Source organism: Rossellomorea vietnamensis, assembly GCF_008180615.1.
Classification (GTDB): domain Bacteria; phylum Bacillota; class Bacilli; order Bacillales; family Bacillaceae_B; genus Rossellomorea; species Rossellomorea vietnamensis_D.
Genome location: NZ_VTEH01000018.1, coordinates 1 through 17,689, shown reverse-complemented (window position 1 = coordinate 17,689; position 17,689 = coordinate 1). Strand labels below are relative to the sequence as shown.

The following is a 17,689-nucleotide window of genomic DNA, read 5'->3' as shown; positions in this document are numbered from 1 at the left end:
AAAATTTTAAAATTTAAGTCTATTGCAAACAAAAAATCACCCCTTTTTAAAAAAGGAGTGATCTTTTACATAGTTATTCAATTTTGCCGGGGTAGTATTTCTAAAAGATTAACTTCTTAGCGAATGTTTGCCCTGTAAATAAATGCACTGAATTCAGCCCTGGTAACTTGGTTGTCAGGTTTGTACTTTCCATCAGGATACCCGCCGGCAATTTTTTGCTGGGTAACGGCATTTATCGAATTGAATGCCCAATGATGACTGGCTAAATCAGGGTAAAAACTTTGGCTGGTAACCGGAATATTGAAAGCTCTCTGAATAATTGCAGCCATTTCAGCACGAGTCAAGTTGCTGTCCTTTGCAAAAACCCCTTGGCCTCTTCCTTTTAGCAACCCGGCATTTTCGGCAGCCGCAATGTCTTTATAATACGGATCATTCTCTAGTACATCATCGAATCCTGGATTAGAAATTATAGCAGTATTCAACCCCATTTCACGAGTCAGCATGACGGCCGCGTGACTTCTGGTGATGGGTTCATCAGGACGGAAAGATAAATCAGGAAACCCTTTAATTGTTCCCTTTTTGACTAATTCATCTATTTCCTTGAAAGCCCAGAAGGATACCCCAACATCGTTAAACACTGGTTTTGGCGCAGTGGATACAGCCATTAAAATGGTGGAAACAGAGCGCTCATATCCATCAGAAGGCGAGTTTGCAAGAGTCAATTCTTCGCTTCCCGGGAAACGGACTGCCATGGTGGTCGATCCGCCGCCGTCCAAATTCAATGCCCGGTCGGCCCCCATACTAACCAGATAGCGGGCAAACTCGGTCAAATTCATTCCATTGCTATAATCGCTTTGGCGGCCATCAACCGTGACAAAAAAGACTTTACTTCCTGTTTTGTCAATGGCAACTGCAGTCCTTGGAGCTCTTGTTCCTGCATTAGGACTCTTTGAATCCATTGACAGTGATACCTGCCCGCCTTTAACCAGCATAGGCCCGCTTGCCAGCATAAAGGCTGAGTCCTTCCATTTATCATCGACATTAATATTAAGTGAGATAGGATCTCCAACCTTTATCGTCTTTAAGGCATCTGATCCCACTCCATTTCCGGAAAGCACAAATCCATTGACAGGAATTTGTGTCGATGTTGGATCACCTTCCTTCCGTATGGCTTCAACGGTCCCTTCGACAGTGGATCCAAATTCCAGATCTGGAGCCATTGGCAATGTTACTATTACTTCTGTTCCATAAATGTTTGTCCCGGTATAACCTCCGGGGAAATCAGAAGTGTAAAGAATAGTATTATTTGCGTATCTTGCTTTATTCGTACCTGTAATGGGAGATTGACTGCCATTATGTATATAACTTATATTAAGATTATAATGATCAATAATCCCTTTCCCGGCAGAATTAAGCCCAAAGGCTATCGGTTCATTCACATATTTATCTTCTCCCGGAAATACTTCACCGGAATGGACGAGTCTATTATTCTTTGAAACTAGATTCATAGCCGTTCCTGAATAAAAAAAGGAAGCATTTATGGCACCAACAACTGTATTTCCTTCCTGAGTGTATCTTTGAGCCTGAGCTGTCGTTCTTTCGAGTTTATTCAAAGCGGATGGAACTCCAACATCTACTTTCGTGTACGGAGCATTTAGGTCTATCTCCATCACTTTTAAAGCCTGGTGTGACACTGTATCAGCTAATCGGACGTCTCTGTAATCAATCCCTGGTGCAACCTGTATGTCTTCCTTTAACGTTGTTGCCGCTGCTGCTGCGTTAAAAGGTATAGCCGCCAACATCCCCATTGCCATCAATATAACTACACTACCATTAAGTATCTTTCTACTAAGTTGCTTCAACAATTTTTCTCTCCCTATTTTAAAACTTAAAAACTAGTATAATTATAACCTTAAATCTACGTATAAAATAGATGTTTTTTACTGTTTTGGTATTAATTTGGATTGCATGGGTGACTGTCACGCCCCGAGATTTGTCGAATAATATTGAACTGATGTGTACTCATACTGTGGGGTGAAATAAAGATTATTCGGGGCGTGACAGTCACCACCCGGTTTTTGTCGAAACAAAAAGCGTATCAGCACCAAGCCGCTGATACGCTTTTTAATAGGATACTTACAACACCTTCCCAAGAAAAGCCTTAGTCCTCTCGTGCTTAGGATTACCGAACAACTCGCTCGGAACATCTTCTTCCACTATATAGCCGCCATCCATGAAGATGACGCGGTCCCCGACTTCACGGGCGAATCCCATTTCATGTGTAACCACGACCATGGTCATCCCTTCGCGGGCAAGATCTTTCATCACTTCCAACACTTCGCCGATCATTTCAGGATCCAGTGCAGAAGTCGGCTCATCGAAGAGCATGACCTTTGGTTCCATCGCAAGCGCCCTGGCGATGGCGACACGCTGTTTCTGTCCGCCGGATAGTTCCCCGGGATAGCTGTCAGCTTTTTCCTCAAGCCCTACTTTTCTTAGAAGGTTGAGGGCTGTTTTTTTAGCAGATTCTTTGTCAACACCCTTGGTTTTCATAGGTGCTAATGTAATATTTTGCAGAACTGTTTTATGCGGAAAGAGGTTGAAGTGCTGAAACACCATTCCGACTTCCTGGCGTATTTTGTTGATATTGATCTTTGGATCGGTGATGTCATTTCCATTGACGATGACATGACCATCCGTGATTTCTTCCAGCTTGTTTAAGCATCGCAGGAAGGTGCTTTTTCCTGAACCGGATGGACCGACTACGCAAACCACTTCCTGTTCTTTTACATCCGTGCTGATATCCTTCAAGACTTCGAGGTCTCCGAAGGATTTTTTGAGGTTATTGACTTGTATCACGCTCATCGCAGTTCATATCTCCTCTCTATAAAATCGCCAAGTTTCGTCAGCAGGTAGATCAGGACGAAATACATCAGGGCGACCATTCCCCATATTTTAAAAGGTTCATAGGTAGCCGACACAACGACTTGCCCTCTTTGTGTCAATTCGGCAATTCCGATGACGGACAAGAGGGAGGTGTCTTTCAGACTGATGATCGCCTGGTTTACAAATGTTGGCAGCATTCTTCTCAACGCTTGGGGCAGTACAATGTACCGCATGGTCTGCGTACTTGTCAGGCCGAGTGTCCTTGCTGCTTCGGTCTGTCCCTTATCAATGGACTGGATGCCGGTACGAACGATTTCAGCGATATAAGCCCCCGCATTGATGGCAATCCCGACGATACCGGCAGTTACAGGTTCGAAGGATATGAAGGAGAGTGAGTTCAATCCAAAATAAATAAAGAATAATTGAACGAGGAAGGGTGTTCCGCGTACAAAGTTGATGAACCAAATAGCGATCCACCTTAAAGGAGGGATCGGTGAAAGGCGGAAAAGTGCTGTAATCAAACCAATGATGAATCCGAACAGCAAACCGAGAACGGTTATGTATGCTGTCATTTTTAACCCGGCCCATAAGACGGGGAGGGCTTCCTGGAAAATTTCCATAGTCTGTCTCCTTTCGTTTTTTGAAAAGGTCGTTTTCGCATAAATTGGTTCTTTCGGAAAAATCCCTAGTGCTGGATTTTTCGCTTGGATACTGAGGTAATTACTCGCTAATCAGGGAGAGAATTTTTTTCTCTCTTGCTCACCAGGGGCTTCCGCTGCTTATTCGTATAATCTCTTCAAATTTGTAATAAAAAGAAGCAATTAATGAGAAAACAGCCTTCGAAAAAGATAGCGCGCTACAAGGGAGCGCGCTAAAAAAGTTTTACTCTTCAAGATACGTGTTCATGATTTCGTCGTAGGTTCCGTTGTCCCTGATCTTTTGAAGACCGCTGTTGATTTTTTCAAGCAGTTCAGCGTTCTCGCCTTTTTTGACAGCTATTCCGTACTGGTCGCCATTCAACCGCTCGCCCACTGTTTTCAAGTCAAGACCGCTTGTTTTGATGGCATAGGCGATGACCGGGTAATCCTCTATGAGCACATCTGCATTGCCGTTTGCAACTTCCTGAAACATGGATGGACTGTCATTGAATTGGCGTACTTCTTTGATTCCCGCCTCTTCTTTAATTGCTTCGGCATGTTCAGCGCCTGTTGTACCATTCTTAACTGCGACTACTTTTCCTTCCAAGTCATCTTCGCTCGTAATGTCGGTGTTATCTTCTGAAACAACAAGTGTCAATCCTGCATCAAAGTATGGATCTGAAAAGTCGACTTTTTCTTTTCGTTCATCTGTGATACTCATACCGGCAATCGCTACGTCCAGCTGATCAGCCAGGATAGCAGGGATGATGCCGCCGAAATCCATAGGCTTCAGCTCAATTTCAAAACCTTCTTCCTCAGCGATGGCATTGATCAGGTCAATATCGATTCCTTTATACTCGCCGCCTTCTTCAAACTCAAATGGAGGATAGGTGGTATCCGTACCAACAGTGTATGTAGTGCCTCCGTCATCGCCGGATCCTCCTTCATCACCGCCGTTATTTGCACTGTTGTTCGTTCCGCAAGCACCCAAGACCAGCGTCAAAGCCATTAAAATGCTCAAGAATTTTATTCTTTTCATCTAACCCCTCCGAAAATTTATTATTCAGTACATTTACAATATTAACAAAACTTTACATTAGAATTCAAAAGATATGTCTTCTTTAAAGCTTTAAAGCACTAATCTATAAGTCGAACAAACTATCACTTTAGCACGCTAAAGGGACACTCCCTTCTTATATAAGAGTACATCGAAATCATAAGAGAATGTAAATTTAACTGTTTGTTGAGCCGGGCTTTTATTAATAAAAAGATGCTGCCATATTTTCTGGCAGCACCTTGCATTCTTGTCTTATTTAATTTCAATTAATTCTGCGATCACGTCGTTGTATGGAAGGTAGGTTGATTTTACAAGGCCGACGTTCGGCGCATAGTATTCAAGGTAGCCATTGCCCCGGACTTCTACTGCGTTGGTGAAGGTTCCGGCAGGGGTGGTTATTGTACTGTCGGTTGATGTTATTGTCATTTGCAGCGCATTCTGGTCCATCCATTTATGTCCGGTTTTAACAGGGTAACCAAGCGTGAAACTAAATGACATTTGCGGTTTTCCAAACACGATTCCATTAGCTGCTTCGGAAAATGGACGTAAGTTATCGGCATAACTGCCAGTGTTAACATCGTATTGCTTCCACAGATCATCATGGGAATGAGTATAGGAAGAAGTATATCGTCCCTGTTTGTAGACATACGTTTTGGAATGGTCAGGCTCGAAGCTTGGGTGGTTCATCTCTGCTTTGAACCGATCATCCAGCAGTCTGGCCATAAATGCGGCAAAATGTTGTCTGGAAATGGATTGATTAGGTTTGAACTCACTATCAGGGAAGCCGTTTGTAATATTGGCTGTAGCAAGCCGGTTGACATATTGGTTTGCCCAATGAAGCATAGGAACATCAATAAATGAAATTCTTTGGTCGGCGGTCAAGTTGTATCCGTCTGTCATCATTTTGGCCATTTCAGCTCGGGTAAGGAAGCCTGAAGGATCAAAGTATTTTGTTCCATCTGCTGCAATCTTTCCTGAAATGAAGCCTAATTCTACTGCTTGAGAAACTTCTTCATAGCCATAGTCGCCAGGCTGCATATCGGCCAAGCCGGGATCAGGGGCATCGAAATTGGTAATGTTCATCTCCCGCAGGAAAATCTGGACTGCATGTATTCTTTTAAGATTGTTTTCCGGTTTGAATGTCCCATCTTCATGGCCATTGATAATTCCCCTGGCTTCCAAATAACTAATCTCTTCTTTAAACTGAGTTACATCCTGAAACTCAGCCTTTGCTCCGGAAGCAATACTTAAGGACAGCGCTGCAGCTGCGAATGTAATAGTAAGTTTTTTCAAGGTGTTTCCTCCTACTGGTGGTGACAGTCACCACCCGAAATTTGTCGGATTATAACTGTGTTCCGTATATCGATTGACCACCCAACTATAGCATAGTAAGTGCACTATTTATTATCCATTTTTTTCTTGTAGCAGGAAGTACTGATCAGTGAACTCTTTAACCCGGTTGCAATGGTTTTCTATGATTTTGGATAGTGAATTACAAATATTTAAGGAAAGGATTAATGTATGAAGGCAGTGATAAGCAGCACCGTGAAGTTGGGATTTAAATGTTGTTTACCATCACTCAATGGATTTTCTGTTTGAGGGAAATTGAGAGCAGCGTTCTGTCTGAGATTGTGCGGTGACAGTCACGCCCTGAATTATCATCACTTTCTACCAGGATCCGCCTATACCTTGGGGATATCTATTAATCGACATATTTCGGGGCGTGACTGTCACGCATGCCTTGTGTGTTCTCAATAATGAAAAAACCTTTCATTAAAAAGAATAATTATGCTATTGTAGGGTATATGAACTAGGAGAATTTTCACGGGGAGGTTGTTTCATGTCCATTTTGGTGACCGGGGGAACTGGTTATATCGGCAGTCATGCATGTGTGGAGCTGCTGGAGGCAGGTTATGAGGTTGTGATAGTGGATAATTTCCATAACAGCAAGCCGGCTGTGCTGGACCGGATTTTTGCGATTACAGGGAAGGAGCCCGTGTTTTATGAGCTTGACTTGCTGGATGAGGGCGGATTAAACCGGGTATTTTCAGAAAATCCCATAGAAGCAGTGATGCATTTTGCGGGATTGAAAGCTGTGGGAGAATCAGTGGAACTTCCATTGAACTATTATCATAGTAATCTTACGGGGACGCTTCATCTTTTGGAAGCCATGAGGAACCATAATGTAAAGAGGCTGGTTTTCAGTTCTTCTGCTACAGTGTACGGTGTGCCGGAAAAAGTGCCGATTTCAGAGGACTTTCCGTTAAGTGCGACGAATCCGTATGGCCGTACGAAGCTGATGATAGAAGAGATGCTGAGGGATATAGCAGTTTCTGATCCTGACTGGAGCATTGGAATTCTGAGGTATTTTAATCCCATTGGTGCCCATGAAAGCGGTAAGATTGGTGAGGATCCCGGCGGCATTCCCAATAATCTGCTGCCATACATTTCTCAGGTTGCAGCTGGGAAATTGGAGCATCTGAATGTTTTTGGAATTGATTATCCGACTTTTGATGGCACGGGTGTAAGAGATTATATCCACGTGGTTGATTTAGCGAGGGGGCACATCAAAGCGCTTGAAAGGCTGTTTTTGTCAGAGGGAATTGAGACCTATAATCTTGGAACAGGAAAGGGTTACAGTGTGCTTCAGATGGTATCCGCTTTTGAGGAAGTTTCCGGGAAGAAGATCCCATACCGGATTGCCGGCCGCAGGAGGGGAGATGTTGCAGAATGCTATGCTGATCCGCGGAAGGCAGAGAGTCAGTTAGGCTGGAAGGCGGAGAAAGGGATGGCCGATATGTGCAGGGATGCCTGGAGGTGGCAGTCTGCCAATCCTGATGGTTATTCTGAAAAGGAACCTGTATTCACCAATCCCGATCTTGTCACATCCGCTATCCTTGTGTCTAAATAGATTTTAAAGAAAAAAAGAGCTTAGTGAAGAATAAGAGAGTCTGAAATCATTTCACTCGGTCATATTGAGGGTCATAACATTTTTATCGGGAGATTGGAAGGTTTATAATGTTTGTGTGTTCTTTATTAAGAACCATACAAACGTTAAAAAGAATGAGAGGGAGCTTTCCTGCAGCGGCAGCTCCCTTACCATTTCAGGTAGTCCTCACTTGTATGGAGATGAATGTATCCGTTCCGGTCTGCCAGTTCCCTGCTTTTCCGGCCCTCTTCAAAGGAAACGGTCAGAACTTCGAATTCATGCTGTTCCTTCAGCTCGTTCAGCATCTTGATTTGATCGAGCGACCATTGGTCATTCGTCAGGGAGCTGAAATGGAAGGACTCCCACATAATGAAGTCGACATAAGGAGCTGTGTGATTTTTCAGGGTATGGAACCCCCAGTTTTGAGCAATCAACAAGTCAGGATATCTTTCATGAAAACTTTTGATGAAAGAGGTAATGGCTGTCTGCTGCTCCTGTAAGACAGCGGGACTCTGAAGATGTTCGTTATCAATGTTTCCCACTGTATCAAGGAAAATACCGTCCGTTTTCTTGGCGCTGATTTCTGTTTCAATTTCCCTCAGCAGGAGATTTTGATAGTGTTCCGAAGAAATATCGGCCAGGTAGGAATCCCATTTTGGGTAATAAATCTTTTCTCCGTTTCTATAAAAATAGTCATTAGAGTTGACTTCGTTGCGGACACTGTCATTCCAATTGTCGATTTCCATTACATTCAGATAGCCGAACACAATGGTTCCATGCTCTTTAATTCGTTGAATTTCCTCTTCTGAATAGTGGTGGGGCTCTATGATCACCATGTCCAGCTTCTGCATTTTCCTGATAAGTTCAGGAGTCGGACTGTCGTAGTAGATTTTATATGTATCGATTTGGGATGGCTTTTTCCCCGGGTTTTCAGCAGAGGAAAAGATGACCTGATAAATCTTCAAGGAAACTGGAATGGATAAAAGAAGCAAAATCCCAAAAACCACAAAATATTTCATGCCTGTTCACCTCGCTTTCAATTGCTGTTTTCATTATATCGGATCTCCGTGTGTTTTTAAAAAACGAGACACTGTTAAAGCTTATTCTTCTCTAGGATGGTCTTTCAATGACTGAAGGCGAGGGCGGTCCGGAAAATTTCCCGCCTACCGTATCCCTGTACCGCTTGAAAGTGAGCTCTGCCTCATCGCATGAAAAAGAGTGGAAAGAGCCAAAGTGAAAAGATGAAAAGGAGTGTCTGTCGTGCGAAATAATGTTGTAAAGTGCCTGGAACTGCTTGGGAGCTTCATGGTTTTATTCAGTATTGAGCTTCTTGCAGATATAGACTTTAGCTTTTGGAAATCAGCCTTTATTCTTCTGGTTGTTCTGCTGTTTTCGCTTAGATACGGCTGGAGATTGGGGGCCGCCGCCCTGGGTACGGGAATCCTGTATTTAGTCGGCTCTGAATGGGTGAACGGGTCTGATATCCTTCTCCTCTTTTTTGATATTGAGCAGGCGAAGTGGCTGATGCTTTTTCTCAGTGTCTATGCGGTCAGTGCCGTAATTGGGACCAGGCAAAAAGAGCGTTATAACGATTTGCAGGATGAGTTTCTCGAAGTTAAGGAAGAGCTGGGAGAGCACCAGAAGACGGTGGAGCTTCTTGAAGGTTCCCGCCAGGATCTGCTGAGGAAAATTTATGAGTTCGAACAGACCCCCGAAACCCTTTTGTCCCTGTTGAAGTACATACATTCTTCCACTAGTGATACCACTGCCAAGAAGCTGATGGCAGTCATCAGGAAACAGTTCAAGGCAGAGGATGTCCGATTCTATGTCCTGGATGAACGGTCGAACAGCATGAAGCTGAAATACTTTCTTGGTGATGCAGATGAATCGATGGAGAAGTATATCCTTATAAAAAATTCACTTTTCTTTCAAACCCTTTTGTCTAAAAGAAAAGTACTGACCAGGAGGCTCGAGGATGAAGGGAATGTTCCGTTAATCGCAGGTGCTGTGACATGTGACGGACAGGTTTCGGGTGTGCTGACTATCGGCCGCGTTGCGTTTGAACGGCTCAATCCTTATGACTTGGAACTGCTTCAAACCCTTCTTGACTGGACATCTTACTGCCAGGATCATCGACCTGTTACTAAAGAAAGCAAAGAGCAGCAAGTTGTGTAAATCTGATGGTGGAGTGAGAAGAATTCATGAATAGTCAATTATTAATTATAAGTGTGATCTTCCTTAATACATGTATCGTACTGGGAGGATTCAAGGCTGCCGGAAAGCAAAACAGGGCCCGATCCGCGCATCTGTTATGGATTCTTTGGATGGCGCTGTTCCTTCCGGTGATCGGCTCGTTATTTGGGGCTGTTGTCTGGTATCTCTCGGGAAGGATTGACCGCCTAAGGGACGGGGTGCCTGCCGGCTATATGGAGATGACTGGCAGGAGACAGAACAAATTAGAGGAGACTGTACAAAAAGACAGAGAAGCAGTTCCGACTGCATCTGTTTTCAGGCATGGAGATTCCCGGGTGCAGAAAGAATTCCTCCTCAACCTGCATAGCATGGGGATCACCAGGCTGAAAAAAAGTCTGGATCTTGCCTTGAGCAACGATGATTCCGAGACAGTACATTATGCAGCCACGACCTCGAACCTTTTGCAGGAAAAGTTCAGGAAAGACATTGAAGGGTTTAAGCAGCGGTTGGTCCCAAAGCATGCAGAAGGGTATCGGGTCCTCGCTGATCACTATATCAGCTATCTGAAGAGCGGCATGGCCAGCAGTAAATGGCAGGAGATGACCGGTGAGGAATGCATCCATTTTTTAAAAGAGGCAAGTACAGAATTCCCCGAACATCCCGATTTTCTGCAAAAGCAAGCATACGTGCTGGAAATGCTCGGAAGGAAGGAAAGCGCAAGGGAAATATCCATATCGATGTTGAAGAAATTCCCGGAACATTATGGGGGATATGAGGGCATGGTCCGATATTGCTATGAAGAAGGAAAATGGGAAGAACTGAAAAGTACTATCAGTGCAATGAAACGTTCTGTGCAGCGTGACTCAATTCCAAATTCGTTTAAAATGACTCTTGGTGTATTGGAGGGAACAGGAGAATGGACAAACTCAAGCTGAACATAGGCTTAGCAGGAATAGTATTTTTAATAGGATTGGCAGCATTTCAGTTTCTGCGTATGGAAAACGTTCATGAAGTGATAACACCCGTGGTTTCAGCAGAAAAAGATTTTACAACGATGTCAGCTGCAGGGGATTCCGCCGGGGGGCAGACATTAAAAGTCTATTTTGCGGGTGACGGCTCCGAATCCTCCAAAAGGCTGAATGAAAATTTGAGTCAGGGCCTTCATTATGGGAAGGTCCCATATGAACATCTGTCAGTCGATGAAATCAGTGAACTGGAGCCATCTCCCTTTCACGTCCTCGTGCTGGGCGGGGAAAACTCAAAGGCCTGGCCATATAAGGAAGTGGAAGCTTTTGTGGAAAAAGGAGGGAGACTGATCTTTGCAAGCCGGTTCAATGACCAGGCTTGGTATGACTTGGCAGGAATAGAGGAGACGTACGGGTTTTCGAGTGAGCCATCCTACGGTTTCACTTTTCACTCTGCTATTTTTCCAGGTTACGGGGAACTGGGATCCGACACCCCGTTCGCAGTCAACAGTACATTGGAAGTTTCTTTGAAGGAAAACGCCAATACCTTGATTAGTTCTGAAGAACAGCCTGTTTTATGGAGCAATTTATATGGAGAGGGAAAGGTTTTTTTCTGGAATACCACCATGCTGGAATCTAAGAATCTCCGCGGGTTGTTCCTTCACTCCATCGGGCTTGCGGTCCCGGCATTTGTTACCGGCCAGGCTGCCGTTCAGGTAATCTTCATTGACGATTTCCCTTCCCCCGTCCCGGCTGGTTCGTCCAGTCCGGTCAAAGAACAGTATGGTCTTTCCATCGCCGATTTTTATAAAAAAATATGGTGGGAGGATATGAAGGCATGGTCGGAAAAGTACGGTTTGAAATACACAAGTCCATTCATCGGTACATATAGAAGTGATATGGAACTAAGTGTCGATGACATGATAAAAAAAGCACGGAGGCATATGACCTTTTACGGAAGGGAACTGCTTGAGGCTGAGGGTGAAATAGGTTTTCACGGCTACAATCATCAATCTCTTGTCACAGAAGCGGAACCTGCTGATCCTTCCCTTGGGTACAGGCCATGGAAGGATCAGGATGAAATGGAAGAAGGCCTGAAGAGAGCGAAAGCATTTTTTGAACACTTTTATCCCAATCAGCAGTTGAAATCCTATGTGCCTCCTTCCAATATCATCAATGAAACCGGCATAGCGGCACTTCAAAATATAATGCCTGATATTGAAACGGTTGCATCGTTATATGTGGCCGATGCTGATAAGGGGTACTTCGGACAGGAATTTGAATTCGATGAGAAATATGAAAATCTCTATCATTTTCCCAGAATCACGAGCCGCTACAACTTCCATCCTGAAGATGAGTTTGTCCAAACGGATGCTATCGCGAACTTTGGAGTGGTCTCCCACTTTTTTCACCCGGATGATGTCTTGGATGAACATAGGGCAGGGGATAAAGGGTGGCCTGAGTTGAAAGCCGACTTTGAAAAAAATTTAAAGAAGCTTGCTGGCACTTATCCTTGGCTGGAGCCGCTCACCATGAAAGATGCCCGAAATAAACTGATCAAGTATCAGGAAGCAGAGCTGGAGGTCGCTTACTCTGCAGATTCAATTGAGATATCAGGGCAGAATATCCTGAACCCCTCACATCTGATTGTCAGAGTACAGGAGGGAAAAAGGCTTGAAACCGGTAACCATCCCTATGGTCAAGTCAGCCAGTTAGAAGACGAAACAGGCTTGTATCTTGTCAAGCTTACCAGGCCCCAGGCGAAACTTTTGATTAAGGAGTGGTGACATTGAGAATAGGATTCATAGCGGAAGGGAGCTATCCATATGTAAGCGGGGGAGTTTCCAGCTGGATTCAGATGATGATAGAGCAAATGCCGCAGCATGAATTTCATATTATCAGCATTTCCGACAAACCAAAGAGTGAGACCGATTTTAAATATAGTATCCCGTCCAATGTGACAGGCATTACCAATATCAATCTCAATGAAGGCAGTGGGAAAGCCAGGGTGGGAGCCGGATTTAATGAAGAGGACCAATCTGTCCTGAGGGATTGGATGCTACATGGAAATCAGGACGGCCGGGAGCTTGTTCTGCTCGGGGACAAGGAGAAAATCGGTACGGCTGGACAGTTCTTTTGTTCCTCGTTCTTTTGGGAACTTATGGAGGCAAGCTATCAGCAGGAGAGTGGTTATAAATCGTTTATCGACTATCTTTCCATGTGGAAGGCGAAGCTTGGCCCGGTTATTCATTTGCTGCAGCAGGAGTTTCCTGAAGTCGATATCCTTCATAGTGCTTCAACGGGTTTCGCCGGCCTGGTCGGCTCCTATTTGAAAATTCAGCGCGGCACCCCGTTCATTTTGACGGAACACGGAATTTATTCCCGTGAGCGGGAGGAAGAAATCCTGCAGAGTGATTGGATTTCCCCTGAGTTCAAGAAAAATTGGATTGACTATTTTTACAAGCTTTCGAGGTATGCCTATCAGAATGCAGATGATGTCATTACCCTTTTTCAAAAAAACTCGGAATTTCAGAGGCTTGCAGGGGCACCTTCTGAAAAAACAAGTGTGGTCCCAAACGGCATCTCGCTGGAACGATTTAAGAATGTGCAGAGAACTATCCAGGGACCCCGATTAAAAATAGGTGCCATCGTAAGGGTTGTGCCGATCAAAGATATTAAAACGATGATCTGGGCAGCAAGCGAATTGAAGGAATCCCGTGTACCATTCGAATTGGTCATCATGGGACCGGCTGAAGAAGATGAGCAATATGCGGAAGAGTGCCGGGAACTCATCAGAATGCTGAACCTGGATGAGGAGGTCTGCCTGGCAGGGAAGGTGGATATTGCGGACCGGCTGCCGGAATTCGATGTGCTTCTGCTGAGCAGCATTTCAGAAGGGCAGCCCCTTGCCTTACTGGAAGGAATGGCTGCAGGCCTGCCGTGGGTCGCAACCGATGTCGGCTGCTGCCGGGAGCTGCTGTTCGGCAGCAAACAGGATAAATTCGGGCAGGCGGGGTTCATCGTACCGCCGGTCAATGCGAAAGCAATGGGAGATAAATTGAAATGGTTTTATAAAAATCCCGCGATGCGCCGGGAGTTCGGCAGCAACGGCAGAAAAAGGGTAGAGGCATTCTATCAGCTTCATCAGGTAATAGAGACATACACCACACTTTATGAGGAAAGGGGGAAGAAGAATGGCGGGGATCGGGTTTCATCTGCAGCATCTATTCAGTAAGGAAACGTATTCTTCCAAACTGAAAGCTTATGGATTTGCAAGTCTGGTAACCGCGGGGCCCTGGATCATCATAACTGCCGCCATCGGGCTGATACAGGCGGTTATCGGAAGGTTTCCGGCGATATCCTCAGCAGATAAGGAACTGTTCATTTTTACAGTCAGTTACTGTTTCATCTTTTCCCAGATTCTATTTTCCACACAGCAGCTGACAGCGACCAGATTTGTCTCAGATTTAATTTATGAAAAAAAATATAACGAGATTATGCCGGCTTTTCTTGGGCTTACCAAGACCACCTCGGTATTGGCCTTGTGTGTGTGGATCCCCTTCGCTCTGATTTCTCCTCTTCCTCTGCTATATAAATTGGTTGTTCTGGGGCTTTTCCTCACGGTGAACCAGATATGGGTGCTGCTTCTGTTTTTGTCTGCGGCCAAGGATTACAGGACCATTGGCTATGGATTTTTGGGAGGAGGAGCTGTAGCGGTCTTCGGCACGCTGCTGGCCTGTCTTAATCAAACTGCGCTGTCCTTCGAAGCTTATTCACTCCCGCTCATTCTCCTGCTGGGTTTTTGGGTCGGAATGGCCGTCACGCTGTATACCTTGTTTTACACTTTGTTAAAGACATTTCCAGACTGGAACACCTCAGGCCAATTTGCGTATTATTCTTATTTTGGCAAGTATCCTAAATTGCTGGCTGCCGGAATTTTATATAATCTGGCCATCTGGGTCTGCACCTGGATCATATGGTTTGGGGAAGGAGCAAGGGTGGTTGAAGGATCTTTCTTGATTCACCCATATTATGATATGGCCATTTTTTGGAGTTACCTTACGATTCTTCCGACAATGGTGCTATTTGTCGTCTCCATCGAGACAAGGTTTTATCTGAAGTATAAGGAATATTTCAATGCGGTGAACCATGGAGGGACCCTGGGTCAGATTAAAAAGGCAAAAGAAAAGATGATGACCGTTTTGGGACAGGAACTGCAGCGTGTGTTTCGTCTGCAGTTGATTTTCACGGGGGTGGTGGTGTTTTTCGCCGGCTATATATTTGAATGGCTGGGACTGGACCAGACCTTCATCCAGATGTTCCGGATTACAGCAATGGGCGCTCTCGCAAATGGGATGCTGCTGATCCTGTTCCTGGTCATGCTTTACTTTGACGACCAGCAGGGTGCATTGAACAGCGCAGCCATGTTCTTTGGAATCAACTTGGTGCTGACCGTCCTGTTTCTTCCAGGAGGGTTGGATTGGATGGGGTTAAGCTTCTGCATCGGATCCTTCGCAAGTTCCATCTACGCAGCCTTCAGGCTCACCGCCTATCTGAAATCGCTTGAGTACCATACGTTCTGCAAGCCGAGCCCTGTAAAAGGCGTGGCTGAAAAGCGTTTAGAGAAACTGGGGAGATGGCTGGATGGGATGGATGTGCGGGAATCCCGCTAGTCCTTCTACTCCCTTTCTGGTGACAGTCACCACCCGGATTTTGTCGAAATAAAGAGGATCCTGCCGTCTTGGGCAGGATCCTCTTTAATGAAATATTTCATGAGTTTCAAGGATTTCAACTCGGCTGCAATCCTTTCCATCGACAGGCATGTATGACATAGGTATTCCCAGGTCAGCGTCTTGAGCAACTGTGGAGGTGGGGCGAGTGGTGATTATTGCCGGAGGCTGGAAATCCTTTGATTTTACAGCACAGCCGTGGTGAGGTACAACACTTTTCTCTTTTCTAGCATTATAATTATTGAAGGCCGGCACTGACTGTGTAGATTCTTTCAAACCTGCTTTGAATCTGAGTCTCTGAAGGAGTTGAATCTTTAGGTTCTCCCAGCTGGAAGCTCTTAATGTTAAAATGAGTGATAAGTTATTAAGGGAATTTTAAATAAGGAGTGTTTATATGCTGATTCAATGTACAAAGAAGCTGCTGGATGAACTGAAGGTCAGTGCCGAGGAATCTTCGGATGAAAATCCATTGTTCTCCTGGCATGCCAATATTATTAAGCTCGGGCGCAAGAAGACGATTGTCATGGTGAACGATCAAACGAAATATGTAATAGTGCTTTACGGGGTGAAAGCGAAGGATTTGAAAAATCTCAGCGGACTGTTGCTGCAATCGATTCGTGAGATTTTTAAGGCGGAAGGGATTAAGCCGGAGATCATTGAGCAGTTCATACAGAAATCGGGTGAAGCGAGTTTTACAAAGACCAAGGACAGAAAATCGGTTGCGAGAATGAACAGAGCTTGTGAAGATTTCTACTTTATGACGGACTTGATTGACGAGGAGTCTATTGCGCAAGTGGATGTGAGCATGAAAATCAGCTCTTTGCTGGCTGGGGCTGGCAAGGGCACTTACATTAACCCTAACGAAGAATTATATAAAAGCCTGGAAGAAATGGCTGGACAACCTGTTTTTCATTCTGAGGCAGCTCAGCTGAAAGTGACCCTCCTGCTCGAAAACTATTCAGTCTGGCGCAGAATCACCGTACCGACGAATTACAATTTGAAGCAATTGCACAACGTCCTGCAAATTGCTTTTAACTGGCAGAGCAGCCACCTTTATGAGTTCAGGGTCACCTCGAAGAATCAGCCGCTGGTGAAAATTGTTTCTTTTAATGATGCTTATAATGAAGAAACTGAAATTCCGATGAAAATGGACTCTGAGGTTGAACTCTCGCAATGTCTGGAAAGTTCTATTCTTTATACCTATGACTTCGGAGATAATTGGCAGCATGAAATCGAAGTGGAAAAGGTGGTTCAGGATTATAAAGTGAATTATCCTGTCTGCACAGATGGAGAAGGAAGTGCGCCGCCGGAAGATGTTGGCGGAGAGCCGGGCTTTGAAGAGTTTCTGCGGGTAATCAACGATAAAAGTCATCCTGAGAATGAGCATATGACAGGATGGGGTGAGATTCAGGGATATGAGACTTTTAATCCCAATGAGGTTAATTGGCGTCTAAAGAAAGAATGAAGGGATTTGGAAAAGGAATTTGTATAGATGAGGGGCCGGCGATTTTGCAGCTGAGTCCCTGGAAAGGAGAATAGACTTGTTAAATCTATTAAAAAAGCTGTCCATTCAATCAAAATGTGCCATCTGTAAGCAGAAACTCAAACAAGGTGCAACTTATTTCAATGATAAGGGGGAAAAGGTAAAGGTCTGCAGCAAGTGTGTTCCTTACGCTGAGAGGCGGGCTTATAGGAAGTCGTGAGTTCTTTCCTTTAATCTAGAGGAATAGGGTTTACTTCGTGTATGGGAAGGGTCGGGTGCTTACACTGGAGTTGAGTGGCAGTGCTGTGATTCTATCCTTTGAGGTGCAGGAGTTGTGGGATGATATGTAGCGAGAGGCTTGCTTCGGTCAAGCGAGAGAGATTTCGGTCGAGATGTGTACGAAGTGAGCCGCACTTCGTCAAGCGAGAGAGAATTAGGCCGAGATGTGTATGAAGTGAGCCGCACTTCGGTCAAGCGAGAGAGATTTCGGTCGAGATGTGTACGAAGTGAGCCGCACTTCGGTCAAGATTTAAGTTAGTCTAAAAAGTGGACACAGGAAAATGGTAATAAGTTAGAATATAACTATCATTTATAAGGACGTGTTCACATGGGAAAACATTACTCATCCGAATATAAAGAGTATGTATGTAAAATGGTTGCGGAGGAAGGAAGAAAAGCTTCAGAGGTAGCTTATGAGCTGGAGATCCCTTACACCACGATGACTAAATGGGTACGGAAATATAAAAAAGACATTCAAGCTCAGAACAGTAAGCATGACTATGTTACGCCTTCTGAGTTTGAGAAGCTC

14 protein-coding genes are annotated in these 17,689 nt (G+C 44.7%); 8 read left to right on the top strand and 6 right to left on the bottom strand.

Going from position 1 to position 17,689, the window contains the following annotated elements:
• Positions 1–116: 116 nt before the first annotated feature.
• From FZC79_RS18570 to FZC79_RS18550, 5 genes are all read right to left on the bottom strand, one after another.
• Positions 117–1,862 (bottom strand): phosphodiester glycosidase family protein, encoded by a 1,746-nt coding sequence (locus tag FZC79_RS18570; RefSeq protein WP_148948247.1) that lies wholly within the window; start codon positions 1,860–1,862, stop codon positions 117–119.
• 274 nt (positions 1,863–2,136) lie between these two features.
• Positions 2,137–2,865: an amino acid ABC transporter ATP-binding protein gene (locus FZC79_RS18565; RefSeq protein ID WP_148948246.1), complete on the bottom strand. Its 729-nt coding sequence runs from the start codon at positions 2,863–2,865 to the stop codon at positions 2,137–2,139.
• Positions 2,862–3,506, bottom strand: coding sequence for an amino acid ABC transporter permease (locus tag FZC79_RS18560; RefSeq protein WP_148948245.1), 645 nt, complete (start codon positions 3,504–3,506; stop codon positions 2,862–2,864). The genes FZC79_RS18565 and FZC79_RS18560 overlap by 4 nt, the downstream gene beginning before the upstream one ends.
• 262 nt (positions 3,507–3,768) lie before the next feature.
• Positions 3,769–4,563 carry a transporter substrate-binding domain-containing protein gene (locus FZC79_RS18555; RefSeq protein WP_148948244.1) on the bottom strand — a complete coding sequence of 265 codons (795 nt, stop codon included), beginning with the start codon at positions 4,561–4,563 and terminating at the stop codon, positions 3,769–3,771.
• A gap of 270 nt (positions 4,564–4,833) precedes the next feature.
• Entirely contained in the window at positions 4,834–5,874 is a 1,041-nt protein-coding gene (locus FZC79_RS18550) for an S-layer homology domain-containing protein (protein WP_148948243.1), read from the bottom strand.
• Between the two features lie 547 nt (positions 5,875–6,421).
• Between FZC79_RS18550 and galE the strand changes: the two genes are divergently transcribed.
• Positions 6,422–7,492 carry a UDP-glucose 4-epimerase GalE gene (galE, locus tag FZC79_RS18545; protein WP_148948242.1) on the top strand — a complete coding sequence of 357 codons (1,071 nt, stop codon included), beginning with the start codon at positions 6,422–6,424 and terminating at the stop codon, positions 7,490–7,492.
• 185 nt (positions 7,493–7,677) lie between these two features.
• On the opposite strand, the gene FZC79_RS18540 is transcribed toward galE, so the two are convergent.
• Positions 7,678–8,529: an endo alpha-1,4 polygalactosaminidase gene (locus FZC79_RS18540; protein WP_148948241.1), complete on the bottom strand. Its 852-nt coding sequence runs from the start codon at positions 8,527–8,529 to the stop codon at positions 7,678–7,680.
• 241 nt (positions 8,530–8,770) lie between these two features.
• On the opposite strand from FZC79_RS18540, the gene FZC79_RS18535 reads away from it, so the two are divergent.
• The 7 genes from FZC79_RS18535 to FZC79_RS18500 form a co-directional block, all read left to right on the top strand.
• Complete coding sequence (locus FZC79_RS18535; protein WP_148948240.1) at positions 8,771–9,685, top strand: hypothetical protein; 915 nt, start codon at positions 8,771–8,773, stop codon at positions 9,683–9,685.
• Between the two features lie 26 nt (positions 9,686–9,711).
• Complete coding sequence (locus FZC79_RS18530) at positions 9,712–10,638, top strand: hypothetical protein (RefSeq protein ID WP_148948239.1); 927 nt, start codon at positions 9,712–9,714, stop codon at positions 10,636–10,638.
• A complete protein-coding gene (locus tag FZC79_RS18525; RefSeq protein ID WP_148948238.1) occupies positions 10,620–12,455 on the top strand; it encodes a DUF2194 domain-containing protein in 1,836 nt (611 codons plus the stop codon). The genes FZC79_RS18530 and FZC79_RS18525 overlap by 19 nt, the downstream gene beginning before the upstream one ends.
• Positions 12,456–12,457: 2 nt before the next feature.
• On the top strand, positions 12,458–13,903 hold the full coding sequence (gene pelF / locus FZC79_RS18520; RefSeq protein WP_148948237.1) for a GT4 family glycosyltransferase PelF: 1,446 nt from the start codon (positions 12,458–12,460) through the stop codon (positions 13,901–13,903).
• Positions 13,863–15,341 carry an exopolysaccharide Pel transporter PelG gene (pelG, locus tag FZC79_RS18515; protein ID WP_187442877.1) on the top strand — a complete coding sequence of 493 codons (1,479 nt, stop codon included), beginning with the start codon at positions 13,863–13,865 and terminating at the stop codon, positions 15,339–15,341. The genes pelF and pelG overlap by 41 nt, the downstream gene beginning before the upstream one ends.
• 451 nt (positions 15,342–15,792) lie before the next feature.
• Positions 15,793–16,863: a plasmid pRiA4b ORF-3 family protein gene (locus FZC79_RS18505; RefSeq protein WP_148948234.1), complete on the top strand. Its 1,071-nt coding sequence runs from the start codon at positions 15,793–15,795 to the stop codon at positions 16,861–16,863.
• A gap of 625 nt (positions 16,864–17,488) precedes the next feature.
• Positions 17,489–17,689 (top strand): transposase (locus tag FZC79_RS18500; protein ID WP_148947098.1); only part of this gene is annotated, 201 nt, incomplete at its 3' end.